This window comes from Umezawaea sp. NPDC059074, from assembly GCF_042738955.1.
Lineage (GTDB): Bacteria > Actinomycetota > Actinomycetes > Mycobacteriales > Pseudonocardiaceae > Umezawaea.
In genome coordinates, this window is sequence record NZ_JBHYHC010000046.1 from 17,099 (window position 1) to 29,312 (window position 12,214).

General features: G+C 70.0%; 12 protein-coding genes. 3 read left to right on the forward strand and 9 right to left on the reverse strand.

Translation table 11 applies throughout. The features are described 5' to 3' along the window. The 8 genes from ACFWW9_RS21735 to ACFWW9_RS21770 form a co-directional block, all read right to left on the reverse strand. Positions 1-1,341 carry an MFS transporter gene (locus ACFWW9_RS21735; protein WP_390380635.1) on the reverse strand — a complete coding sequence of 447 codons (1,341 nt, stop codon included), beginning with the start codon at positions 1,339-1,341 and terminating at the stop codon, positions 1-3. Positions 1,342-1,376: 35 nt separating this feature from the next. Continuing rightward, the gene (locus ACFWW9_RS21740) at positions 1,377-2,147 is read right to left on the reverse strand and encodes a 3-hydroxybutyrate dehydrogenase (RefSeq protein ID WP_390380638.1); all 771 of its coding nucleotides are present in this window, start codon (positions 2,145-2,147) and stop codon (positions 1,377-1,379) included. 340 nt (positions 2,148-2,487) lie between these two features. Beyond that, on the reverse strand, positions 2,488-3,501 hold the full coding sequence (locus tag ACFWW9_RS21745) for an LCP family protein (RefSeq protein ID WP_390380641.1): 1,014 nt from the start codon (positions 3,499-3,501) through the stop codon (positions 2,488-2,490). Positions 3,502-3,585: 84 nt separating this feature from the next. After that, complete coding sequence (locus tag ACFWW9_RS21750; protein ID WP_390380644.1) at positions 3,586-3,975, reverse strand: DUF3037 domain-containing protein; 390 nt, start codon at positions 3,973-3,975, stop codon at positions 3,586-3,588. Further along, the gene (locus tag ACFWW9_RS21755) at positions 3,959-4,753 is read right to left on the reverse strand and encodes a HipA family kinase (RefSeq protein WP_390380647.1); all 795 of its coding nucleotides are present in this window, start codon (positions 4,751-4,753) and stop codon (positions 3,959-3,961) included. The genes ACFWW9_RS21750 and ACFWW9_RS21755 overlap by 17 nt, the downstream gene beginning before the upstream one ends. A gap of 49 nt (positions 4,754-4,802) precedes the next feature. After that, positions 4,803-5,579 (reverse strand): SGNH/GDSL hydrolase family protein, encoded by a 777-nt coding sequence (locus ACFWW9_RS21760; protein ID WP_390380650.1) that lies wholly within the window; start codon positions 5,577-5,579, stop codon positions 4,803-4,805. Positions 5,580-5,621: 42 nt separating this feature from the next. Continuing rightward, positions 5,622-6,665 carry a lactonase family protein gene (locus ACFWW9_RS21765; RefSeq protein ID WP_390380653.1) on the reverse strand — a complete coding sequence of 348 codons (1,044 nt, stop codon included), beginning with the start codon at positions 6,663-6,665 and terminating at the stop codon, positions 5,622-5,624. 189 nt (positions 6,666-6,854) lie between these two features. Continuing rightward, on the reverse strand, positions 6,855-7,724 hold the full coding sequence (locus tag ACFWW9_RS21770) for a PPK2 family polyphosphate kinase (protein ID WP_390380656.1): 870 nt from the start codon (positions 7,722-7,724) through the stop codon (positions 6,855-6,857). A gap of 141 nt (positions 7,725-7,865) precedes the next feature. Between ACFWW9_RS21770 and rocD the strand changes: the two genes are divergently transcribed. Further along, positions 7,866-9,101 carry an ornithine--oxo-acid transaminase gene (gene rocD, locus ACFWW9_RS21775; RefSeq protein ID WP_390380659.1) on the forward strand — a complete coding sequence of 412 codons (1,236 nt, stop codon included), beginning with the start codon at positions 7,866-7,868 and terminating at the stop codon, positions 9,099-9,101. Between the two features lie 77 nt (positions 9,102-9,178). Continuing rightward, positions 9,179-10,561: a DUF2252 domain-containing protein gene (locus ACFWW9_RS21780; protein WP_390380662.1), complete on the forward strand. Its 1,383-nt coding sequence runs from the start codon at positions 9,179-9,181 to the stop codon at positions 10,559-10,561. Here the strand turns inward: ACFWW9_RS21780 and ACFWW9_RS21785 are convergent. Further along, positions 10,545-11,192 carry a hypothetical protein gene (locus tag ACFWW9_RS21785; protein ID WP_390380665.1) on the reverse strand — a complete coding sequence of 216 codons (648 nt, stop codon included), beginning with the start codon at positions 11,190-11,192 and terminating at the stop codon, positions 10,545-10,547. The genes ACFWW9_RS21780 and ACFWW9_RS21785 overlap by 17 nt on opposite strands. 41 nt (positions 11,193-11,233) lie before the next feature. Here ACFWW9_RS21785 and ACFWW9_RS21790 point away from each other — a divergent pair, with 41 nt between their 5' ends. After that, positions 11,234-11,980 carry a histidine phosphatase family protein gene (locus ACFWW9_RS21790; protein ID WP_390380668.1) on the forward strand — a complete coding sequence of 249 codons (747 nt, stop codon included), beginning with the start codon at positions 11,234-11,236 and terminating at the stop codon, positions 11,978-11,980. Positions 11,981-12,214: the final 234 nt, after the last annotated feature.

Below are 12,214 nucleotides of genomic sequence, written 5' to 3' on the forward strand. Positions count from 1 at the left end.
TCATGCTGGCAGTTCGGCGGGCTCGGCGTCGTCCTTCTCCAGCGACACGCCCCTGGTCTCCTTGGCGACCACCACGGCGATGACGCTGAGCAGGCACGCGAAGCCGACGTACAGCGCGACCGGGACCGTGCTGCCGAACTCCTTGAGCAGCGCCGTGGCGATCAGCGGGGCCAGCGCCCCGGCCACGATGGACGCGAGCTGGTAGCCGACGGACGCGCCGGAGTAGCGGACCCTCGTGCCGAACAGCTCGGAGAAGAACGCCGCCTGCGGGCCGTACATCGCGCCGTGCAGCACCAGCCCGACGGTCGTGGCCAGCAGGATCGCGCCGAACGACTTCGTGTCCAGCAGCGCGAAGAACACGAAGATCCACACGCCGACGCCGACCGCGCCGAACAGGTACACCGCGCGGCGGCCGACGCGGTCGGACAGCGCGCCCCACAACGGGATCGACACGAAGTGCACCGCCGAGGCGATCAGCACCGCGTTGAGGCCGTAGGACTTCGACAGGCCCAGCGGGCCGGTGATGTAGACCAGGATGAACGCGGTGATCACGTAGTACGACACGTTCTCGCCCATGCGGGCGCCCATCGCGATCAGCACCTCGCGCCAGTGCAGGCGCAGCAGCGTCACGATCGGGGCCTTCTCCACGACCGGCGACTTCCTGGCCTCGGCCTTGCGCTGCGCCTCCAGGAACACCGGCGACTCGCTGACGGTCAGCCGGATCCACAGCCCGACGCCGACCAGCAGGCCGGACAGCAGGAACGGCACCCGCCAGCCCCACGACAGGAACGCCTCGTCGGTCTGCACGGCGGCCAGCACCGCGAGCACGGCCGTGGCGAGCAGGTTGCCCACCGGGACGCCCGCCTGCGGCCAGGAGGCCCAGAAGCCCCGCCGTTTCGCGTCGCCGTGCTCGGACACGATCAGCACCGCGCCGCCCCACTCGCCGCCGAGGGCGAAGCCCTGCACCAGCCGCAGCAGGGTCAGCAGTACCGGCGCGGCGAGGCCGATGCTCGCGTAGGTCGGCAGCAGGCCCATCGCGAACGTGGCGCCGCCCATCAGGACCAGCGCCAGCACGAGCAGCTTCTTGCGGCCGATCTTGTCGCCGAAGTGCCCGAACACCACGCCGCCCAACGGCCGCGCGAGGAAGCCGATGGCGTAGGTGGTGAACGCGAGCAGCGTGCCGGTGAGCGGGTCGACGCTCGGGAAGAACAGCTTGTTGAACACCAGGGCCGCGGCGGACCCGTAGAGGAAGAAGTCGTACCACTCGATCGTCGTGCCGATGAGGCTGGCGGCGACCACCTTGACGATGGGTTTCCTTGGCGGGGCTGAGGTCTCGGCCATGCGATCACCACTTCTTCGGGGTGGGCTTGCAGGGGTCACTGGGCGGTCCAGCCGCCGTCGATCGTGAACGTGGAACCGGTGACGTGCCCGGAGTGCCTGCCGCACAACCACAACACGGTCGCGGCGACGTCCTCCGGCTCGATGAGCCGCTTGATGGCGCTGCGCTGGAGCATCACGTCGGCGAGCACGCGGTCCTCCGGCACGCAGTGCGCGCGGGCCTGCTCGGCGACCTGGCCCTCCACCAGCGGGGTGCGGACGTAACCGGGGCTCACGCAGTTGCTCGTCACGCCGTGCTCGGCGCCCTCCAGCGCGGCGACCTTGCTCAGCCCCTCCAGACCGTGCTTCGCGGCCACGTAGGCGGACTTGAACGCGCTGGCGCGCAGGCCGTGGACGCTGGTGAGGTTGACGATCCGGCCCCAGCCGCGGGCGTACATGTACGGGAGGCAGTGGCGGGTCAGCAGGAACGGCGCGGTGAGCATGACCCGCTGGATCAGCTCGAAGCGCTCCGGCGGGAACTCGTGGATCGGCGCCACGTGCTGGAGGCCCGCGTTGTTGACCAGGATGTCGACCTCGCGCGGCAGGTCTCGGGTCGGGTCGGCGGCGGAGAGGTCGACGACGTGCTCGGTCCCGCCGGTCTCGTCGGCCACCGCGCGCACCGCGTCGGCGTCGCGGTCGACCAGGTGGACCTTCGCGCCCGCCTCGGTCAGCGCCACGGCGCAGGCGCGGCCGATGCCGCCGCCCGCCCCCGTGACGAGCGCCGTGCGGCCCGCGAGGTCGTCTCCGGTGTGACGGAGCCCACTGTTCATGCGGTCGACGCTAGCGAGAGGCCGCCGGGTCGGCACATGTGTGACCAGCACATAACACCGTATTGCTTCATGTGCTCAGCCGACAGTCGACGATGTGACAATCGGCTTAGTGAATACGTGGTGATGTTGAGGCGCTTCCATGAGTACAGTTCATTGATCCGTTCGGGGGACGACCACGTACTTGGGGGTAACTCAATGTCATTAACACCGATTTACGACGACCTCATGCGCGAGCTGGACGGCATCATGGAGGCCAGCAAGGCGAAGCAGGCCGAAAGCGACGAAAAGGCCGCCGAGCAGAAGCTCGACGGCCAGATCGCGGGCTGATCCCCCGCAGGGGTCAGCTGGGCTGCTGAAGCAGGTCCGCGGGGACCGGCTCGTCCTTCTCCAGCGCGCCGAACAGGCGCAGGGCGTTCTCCCGGTCCCACTGCACGACCGACCCGACGCCGTCGAGCGTCGGCGTGCTCCCGATGGGCACCGTCGCCGTGTCGACGCCGCCGCCCATCCCGAACGCGAGGCCCGCCAGGTTGTAGAGGTGGTCGCCCTCGTTCACCGAGATGGCGTCCGTGCTCGCGAACAGCAGCGGGAACGCGCGGAACGGGTTGAGCAGCGTGCCCGCGCTGGTCGCGCGGTCCGACAGCGCCGCGAGGAACTTCCGCTGGTTCTGCACCCGCTGGAGGTCCGCCGTGGCGAACGCCCGCGTGCGCACGTACCCGAGCGCCTGCGTGCCGTTCAACTCCTGGCAACCCGCCTTGAGGTCGAGGCCCGCCAACGGGTCCTGCATCGGCTCGTCGATGCACATGTCGACGCCGCCGACCGCGTCCACGATGCCCGCGAACCCGCCGAAGCCGATTTCCATGTAGTGGTCGAGGTGGATGCCGGTCGCGCCCTCCACGGTCCGCGCCAGCAGCGGCGCGCCACCGAGCGAGAACGCGGCGTTGATCTTGCTCTTGTCGTTCCCCGGAATGTCCACATAGGAGTCGCGCGGGATGCTCACCAGCGTCGACTTCCCGGATCCGGCCGGGATGTGCAGGAGCATGATGGTGTCCGTGCGCTTGCCGCCCGCGTCGCCGGTGGACAGCGCGTCCTTCTGCTCCTGGGTGAGGTCGTCGCGCGCGTCCGACCCGACCAGCAGCCAGTTCGTGCCGGGGGTGTCCGCCGGGCGGCCCTCGTAGTCCGGCAGCGCGTCCGACCGCCGCAGCGACGAGTCGACGTAGAAGTACAGCCCGACCAGCGCGAGGAGCAGCACGAAGAGGATCGCCAGGAACACGCGCCCCTTCTTCACCTTGTGCTGCCGCGGCATCGGCCTGCGCGCGTACGGTTGCTGGTACCCCTGCTGGTATCCAGCGCTCATGTTCGCCAACCCCGATCTCGTGGATGCTTCCGGTCAACCGCTCTTGCCACTTAGAGACGCGGCGCAAGCGGAGAGGTTGCCACCTTAGTGACCCGGTGGCAGCACGAGCGCGGCGAGCAGCCGGTTCACCTCGGCCTCCGGGTCGTCGGTGAACCCGGTGTGGGTGGGCGAGGTCTGGATCACCGTGCTCCGCGGCGCGGTCAGCCAGCGGAACCGCTGACCGCGGGTCGTCGCGGACACCGGCCCCGCCTCCGCCGCCCCGTCGCAGGACGACCCGAGGTGGCCCAGCAGCGCCTCCAGCAGCTCCACGTCGACGGCGGGGTCCAGCGCCCGCACGCGGGCGGCGTCCACAAAGGTCTTCGCGCGCAGGAAGTCCAAGGGGGCGCAGTAGAGCAGCACGCCGACGTTGACGAACTCGCCCCGCTCCACCCTCGGCACGGCCCGCAGCACGGCGTACTCAAACACGTGCGGCACGGGCCACCTCCAGCGCGTCGACCCACGTGCGCGGGCCTTGGAGGCGGGCGGCGAAGTACGCCAGGTACGCCTCGCGGACCGCGGTCGCGCCCTCGAACACCTGGTCCTGCGCCAGCCACTCGTCCGGCACCAGCGCCAGGACCTCCCGCAGCAGCTCCGGCGTGACCTTCGCGGCCAGCTCGGCGTCCACATCGGCCAACGGGCCCGCGAACGGCAGCATCAGGTGGTCGCCCGCGTCGAACCGGTACTCCTTGGCGGGGAACCGGTCCGCGCGCCAGCCGTGGTGGAAGTACAGCGCCGCGCCGTGGTCGATCAGCCACAGCTGGCGGTGCCACAGCAGGGTGTTCGGGTTGCGCCAGCTGCGGTCGACGTTGAGCACCAGCCCGTCGAGCCACAGCAGCCGGGTCGCCAGGTCGGTCTCGGGCTCGCGCACGACCGGGTTGTAGTCGAACGAGCCGGGCAGGAAGTCCAGGCCGAGGTTGACGCCGCCGCTCGCGCGCAGCAGGTCCTGGATCTCCTCGTCCGGCTCGGACCGCGCCAGCTCCGGGTCCAGGTCGACCAGCACGATCTCCGGCACCCGGAAGCCCAGCCTCCTGGCCAGCTCCCCGACCACGATCTCGGCGATCAGCGCCTTGATGCCCTGCCCGGCTCCCCGGAACTTGAGCACGTACATCCCGAGGTCGTCGGCCTCGACCAGCCCCGGCAGGGACCCGCCTTCGCGGAAGGGGGTCACGTACCGCGTGGCCGACACCTTCCTCAGCCCGTTCGTTGATTCCACCGGGGCATCATCGTCGGGACGGTCGCCCGCACGCCAACCGGTTGACCGGTCAGGGGGCCACGGGCTGCGTCGTGGCCAGGGGTTCGAGCGCCGCCTCCAGCGCCCGGAGGTAGCCGACCTGGCCGGACTTGTTCGGGTGGTAGGAGTCGGCGGTCGGCGTGGTGAGCGGGTTCACCCACGGCTCGTCGGCGCAGACGCCGTGGCCGAGGAACGGGGTGCGCACGTCGACGAAGGTGGCGCTCGCGGCGGTCGCGGCGGCGGACATCACGTCGGCGAGCAGGTCCGCGCCCTCGTTGACCGCCGTCCGCTTGGCCGCCGTCAACCCGCCGGAGCACGCCTTCTCCTCGAACAGCCTCGGGTAGCCGAGCAGCACGACCTTCGCGCCCGGCGCCCGGTCGGAGACCGCGGCGAACAGCTTCGCGTACCGGCCGGGCAGCTCGGTGCGCATCAGCCCCTTCGCCTCGTCCACGGCCTTGGCGCAGGAGCGGTCCGAGCCGACCGAGCACGTGGTCATCACGTCGGTGAAGCCGACGTCGTTGCCGCCGACGGTGATCGTCACCAGCCCGGTCTCGGTGGACAGCACCGACACCTGCCGGTCCAGCACCTCGGGGATGGTGGCGCCCGCGCACGCCGGGAACTGGAACGAGGTGTACCCGTGCGCGTCGCGGTACATGTCCGGGTAGGAGTACGGGCTGCGCCCGCAGCCCGCGCCGGTGCCCCCGGTCCCGACACCGGCGGCGTAGGAGTCGCCCAAGGCGACGTAGTCCGACGCCACCGGCGCGGGAACCAGGACCATGCTCAAGACCAGTGCGGTGGCGATACCCATGTGCCATGGGGTACCACCGCGGGAGGTCCGCCCGGAACCCCGTTAACCCAGCCGGGTGGGCACCACGCAGACCGGGATCGGCGACGCCAGCGGCGTCCCGGAAGGCCGCAGACGGCCGGTGGCCAGGTCTGCTCGGAACGACGTCACCGTGTTCGAGTTCTGGTTGGCCGCGAACAGGATTCGCCCGGTCGGGTCGAACGCGATGTGCCTCGGGTACTTGCCCCCGGTCGACACGGCCTCGACGAACCGCAGCCGCGCGCCGCCCTGCTCCACCGCGAACAGCGCCACGCTGTCGTGGCCGCGGTTGGACAGGTAGACGAACTTGCCGTCCGCGGACACCACGACCTCGGCCGGGTAGTTGCGCGGCGTGGCCGGGGCACCGACGGGCAGCGTCCGCAACGTCTGGGCGGGCGTCAGCACCCCCGTCTCGGGGTCGTAGCCCGCGGCTATGATCGTCGAGTCCAGCTCGTTCGCGATGTAGGCGAACTTGCCGGTCGGGTGGAACGCCAGGTGCCGGGGGCCCGCCCCCGCCTTCACCTTCGCGGTGCTGACCAGGGCGAGCTTGCCGGTGGCCACGTCGAGCCGGTACGTGTAGACGGAGTCGGTGCCCAGGTCCACGGCCAGCAGGAACTTGCCGCCGAGGTCGGGCAGGATCTGATGGGCGTGCGGGCCCTCCTGCCGCTCGCGGTCCGGCCCGGACCCCGTGTGCTTCTTGAGGTCCGTGCGCGTCCCGAGCCCGCCGTCGGCCCTCACCGGGTGCACCGAGACGCTGCCCGACGAGTAGTTCGCCGACAGCAGGTACTTGCCGGACGGGTCGACCGCCAGGTGGCACGGGTCCGCGCCGCCGGTGCTCTGCGAGTTGATGATCCGCAGGCCACCGCCCGCGCTGACCGCGATGGCCGTCACCGACCCGTTGGTCTGCTCGTTCACCGCGTAGAGGGTCCGACCCGACTCGATGACGAACGAGGGGTTGGCCACGCCGGGGAACACGCCGGTCGCGCGGAGCTGCCCGGTCGTCTGGTCGTAGGAGGCGAGGCCGATGCCGGTGCCCCCACCCGACCAGGTCGTGTAGGTCCCGAGGTACACGCGGGACTCCGCACGCGGTTGCGCCGAAGCGGTCTCACCCGTCACCAGCATCCCTGCCCCAACACCCATGGCTCCGAGGAACCGTCGCCTGTCGATCACCACTGCGCTTACCTCCGTTGATCCCTGGCGGCAGGATCAACAGTGGACTAGACCACTGCGTCCGGACAAGGGAGGCAACGAAGATTGCGCCTACCGCAACGGGTCCGCCTCGATCAGCCGGGACAGCTCCGCCGCGGGGTCGTAGTCCGGTTCAGGGTACGTGGGCTTGAGGTCGCGCAACGTCTGGAGCAACAACTGGGCGACCACCCAGTTGCGGTACCACTTGCGGTCCGACGGCACGGCGTACCAGGGCGCGGACTCCGGGGAGCACTGCGTCAGCAGGTCGCTGTACGCCTGCTGGTACTGCGACCACTTCGCCCGCACGACCAGGTCGTTCGGGTTGTACTTCCACAGCTTCTCCGGCGTCTCCAGCCGGGCGACGAGCCGTTCCTTCTGCCGCTCCGGCGAGATGTGCAGGAAGCACTTCACGATCGTCGTGCCCGCCTCGGCCAGCTCGGCCTCGAAGTCGTTGATCTGCTGGTAGCGGGCCCGCCAGGCCGCGGGCGGCACGAGCTTGTCGACCCTCGGGACCAGCACGTCCTCGTAGTGCGAGCGGTCGAAGAAGCCGATCATGCCCGGCCCCGGCACCTGGCGGCGGATCCGCCACAGGAAGTCGTGCGACAGCTCCGCGCGGGTCGGCTTCTTGAACGACACGATGTGCAGGCCCTGCGGGTTGACCAGGCCCGCGACGTGCCGGATCGTGCCGCCCTTGCCCGAGGTGTCCATGCCCTGGAGCACGACCAGCACCCGGCGGCGACCCCCGCCGATACCCTCGGCGTACAGGTTCTCCTGGAGCTGGTCCAGCTCCTCCGCCATGGCCGCGAGGTCCTTCTCGGCCTCGGACTTGCTCGTCGGGCCGACCGGGGTGGCCGCGGGGTCGATCTTCGCCAGGTCGACCCCGTCCGGGTGGACCTTGAGCACGTCGCGGATCGAGTGGACGTGCGCGGACTTCTTCGCCATCGTCGCAGGGTAGCCAGGGCGTGATCACTCCGCTCGCTACGCAACGGATCGCCGCTGATCACCTCGATTGCGCAAGAAACCTGACATCTGCGCAACACCTGACGGATGAAATCGCCGCCATCCGCCCCTTAGCCTTGTCCTATGACCGCCATCGCCGCTCCCACCACGGACGCCCCGACCAGCGGGGCCGACTTCATCGCGCTGGACGAGCACTGGAGCACGCACAACTACCACCCGCTGCCGGTCGTGATCTCGCACGGCGAGGGCTCGTGGGTGACGGACGTGGACGGTCGTCGCTACCTGGACTTCCTGTCCGGCTACTCCTCGCTCAACTTCGGCCACCGCCACCCCGCCCTCATCGCCGCCGCCGTCGAGCAGCTCGGCCGCGTCACGCTGACCAGCCGCGCGTTCCACCACGACCAGTTCGGCCTGTTCTGCCGCGAGCTGGCGGAGCTGACCGGCACCGAGACCGTGCTGACGATGAACTCCGGCGCGGAGGCCGTCGAGTCCGCGATCAAGGTGGCCCGCAAGTGGGCCTACCAGGTCAAGGGCGTGCCCGCGGGCACGGCGGAGATCGTCGTCGCGGGTGCGAACTTCCACGGCCGCACCACCACGATCGTCTCGTTCTCGACCGACGAGGTCGCGCGCGCCGACTTCGGCCCGTTCACCCCCGGCTTCACGGTCGTGGCCTACGGCGACGAGCTGGCGCTGCGCGAGGCCATCACCGACCGGACCGCCGCCGTGCTGATCGAGCCCATCCAGGGCGAGGCGGGCATCGTCGTGCCGCCCGCGGGCTACCTGGCCGCCGTGCGCCGGATCTGCGACGAGAACGACGTGCTGATGATCGCCGACGAGATCCAGTCCGGCCTCGGCCGGACCGGCGAGCTGCTGGCGCTGGACCACGCGGGCGTGCGCGCCGACCTGTACACGCTGGGCAAGGCGCTCGGCGGCGGGATCGTGCCGGTGTCGGCGGTCGTCGGCAGCCGCTCGGTGCTCGGCGTCCTCAAGCCGGGCGAGCACGGCTCCACGTTCGGCGGCAACCCGCTGGCCTGCGCCGTCGGCCGCGCGGTCGTGAAGCTGCTGGCCACCGGCGAGTTCCAGGAGCGCTCCCGCGAACTGGGCGGCTACCTGCACGCCCGCCTGAACGACCTCGTCGGCCACGGCGTCGCCGAGGTCCGCGGCCGCGGCCTGTGGGCGGGCGTCGAGATCGCGCCCGGCGGTCCGAAGGGTCGGGAGGCGTCCGAGGCGCTGGCCGCAAGGGGCGTCCTGTGCAAGGAGACGCACGACTCGACGTTGCGCGTGGCTCCCCCGTTGGTGATCACCGCCGAGGAGATCGATCTCGGCGTGGACGCCATCGCGGAGATCGTCAAGCGATAGTCACGATCGGCACGCGGGCACCTCACGATGCGTCATACAGCACGTGAGGTGCCCGTTCCCGTTGCATGATGCCGTCCATGGGTGAACGGGTGAGGGCGGAAGCGGCGGCGGCGCTGGGTCGGTGGACCGAGCCGGAGGAGGTCCACGCGAGCGGACGCGCGCTGCGCGACGCCGTCGGCCACCAGGCCCACCGCAAGGCCCTGCTGGCCGTGAGCCGGCCGTCCATCCCGGACTACGTCCGCGCCAGCAACGAGGGCAGGCTGGAGAACCTCGTCCCGTTGCGGATCGGCCGGATGATCGCCTCGCCGTTCTCGTTCTTCCGCGGCAGCGCGGGCCTGATGGCGGGCGACCTCGCGGTGAGCCCGCGCAGCGGGGTCGACGTCCAGCTGTGCGGCGACGCCCACGCGGCGAACTTCGGCCTCTACGGCACGCCCGAGGGCCAGATCGTCATGGACGTCAACGACTTCGACGAGACCCTGCCCGGACCGTGGGAGTGGGACCTCAAGCGCCTCGCGACCAGCCTGGTGCTCGCGGGCCGTGAGGGCGGCGTGTCGGAGAAGGGCTGCCGCGACGCCGCCGAGGACGCCGTCCGGGCGTACCGGGGCGCGCTGCGGCACATGGCCGAGCTGCCGTTCCTGGAGTCGTGGAGCGCGCTGGGCGACGAGTCGGTGCTGAGCAAGGCGAAGGCGAGCGACCTGACCGACGAGTTCAGCAAGGCCGCGCAGAAGGCCCGCAAGAACACCAGCGCCAGGGTCGCGGCGAAGTGGACCCGCAAGGAGGGCGAGCACTGGCGGTTCATCGCCGACCCGCCGGTGCTCACCAGGATCACCCAGGAGACCGCGGACCAGGTCGTGGCGGCGCTGCCGTCCTACGTGGACACGCTCCGCGAGTCCCGCCGCAACCTGATCATGCGCTACGGCGTGTCCGACGTGGCGTTCCGCGTGGTCGGCACCGGCAGCGTCGGCCTGCGCAACTACCTCGTCCTGCTGCACGGCAACGGCGACGAGGCCCTGATCCTCCAGGTCAAGGAGGCCAGGCCGTCGGCGTTGGAGCCGTTCCTCGACGTGCCGCCGAGCAAGCACCAGGGCAAGCGCATCGTCCACGGCGCGCGCCTGGTCCAGGCCGAGTCGGACATCCTGCTGGGCTGGACCAGCATCGAGGGCCGCGACTACATCGTCCGCCAGTTCCGCAACCGCAAGGGCGAGATCGACGCCACCACCCTCAAGCGCGACGACCTGGACGACTACGGCCGGTTCGCGGGCGCCCTGCTGGCCCGCGCCCACACCCGCTCGGTCGACCCGCGCCTGCTGGCGGGCTACTGCGACGCCGACGGCGAGGACCTCGACGAGGCGTTCGCCAAGTACGCGCTCGACTACGCCGACCAGACCGAGTCCGACCACGCGAAGCTGGTCGCGGAGGTCAAGGCGGGCAGGCTCCCGGCGCTCATCGAGGAGGACTGACCCGCACGGCCGCCTCGCGCGTGACCAGGTACAGCACCACGGCGTTGAGCAGGTGCCACAGGTAGTGCGTGCCCGACGGCCACTCCGCGCACGCGCTGAGGTCCACCGTCCGCAGGGTCAACGCCACCCCGAACACCACACCCGCGACCGCGAACGCCCACCAGTGGTGCCGCGTGCCGGGCGGCCCGAAGAACTTCAGCGCCACCGCCAACCCGATCAACGCCACCCCGGCCGCGAGGTACGGCCCCGACCCGGCCGGGATCAGCAGCGACACCGGGATCAGCACCACGCCCAGGAGCAGGAGTCCGGGCGCGAACCACCACGCCCGCTGCCACGGCAGCCCCCAGAACCAGTGCCCGAAGCAGACGACGTAGAAGAACACGAACAGCGCGATGAACAGCACGTCGAACACCCGCGTCAACTGGGTGGCGGCGGTGTGGAACGACAGGCTGCCCAGCCCGATCAGCACGAGCAGCAGCACCAGCGCCCGGATGCTCCGCTGCTCGGGCCGGTACCGGAACCACACCACCGCGGCGGCCAGCAGGAACGCCAGGTTGCTCAGCGCGTTGAGCGGCTCGCCCCACAGTCCGGGAGCCAACCGCTCGCAGTAGGTGTCGACGTACGTGTTCATGGGTGGGTTTTAGCGCACGGAAAACGGGTACGTTCCACCGCGTGACGGATCTGGGCTGGATCGGCGTGGTCAGACACGGTGAGAGCACCGGCAACGTGGCCAGGGCCCACGCCGAGGCCACGGGCCTGGACGTCATCGACATCCCGGAACGCGACGCCGACGTCCCCCTCACCACCAGGGGCGAGGACCAGGCAAAAGCGGTGGGCCGTTGGCTCGCGTCCCTGCCGAACGACCAACGCCCGAACGTGATCGTCTCCTCCCCCTACCTCAGAACGGTGGGAACGGCCTGGTTCGCCACCAGGGAACTCGACTACCAGCCGACCCAGGTCGTCGACGAACGCCTGCGAGACCGAGAACTGGGCATCCTCGACCTCCTCACCACCAAAGGCGTGTCCCTGCGCTACCCGGACGAGCAGATCAGAAAACAACGCCTCGGCAAGTTCTACTACCGCCCACCGGGCGGCGAGTCCTGGGCGGACGTGGCACTGCGACTGCGCTCACTGCTGGGCGACCTGGAACGCGACCACAGAGGCAAACGAGTACTGCTCTTCGCCCACGAGGTAACGGCCTACCTCCTCCGCTACCTCCTGGAAGGCGTACCGGAGAAGAACCTCCTGGCCATAGCCCACAACTCAGCGGTAGCGAACGGCTCCCTCACCTCGTGGACCAGGGACGACCACCACTTCCGCCTCGTACACGAATACTCCACCGCCCACCTGCAATGCCCGGACGACGAGGCAACGGTGGAGGTACCGGTCCGCGCCAGCACCACCCGCTCCTGGCTCTGAACAGCAAAAACAAAAGACAATTTAGAAAAGCAAAAAACCCAGCAATCCAATGACCACGACGGGACTGGAGTCGGCTGGTTGGACGTGTCCGATTTTATTTGGGGGATTTGCCCCTTAAAATTGGAGATCGGGCAGGGCTTTGGGGCACTGCCTTTTGGCCCGATCAAGGGGCAAATCTAGGGGCCCCAAATCAAATCGGACACAGCGGGCTGGAAGCCGTAGCCGCTGGGTGAC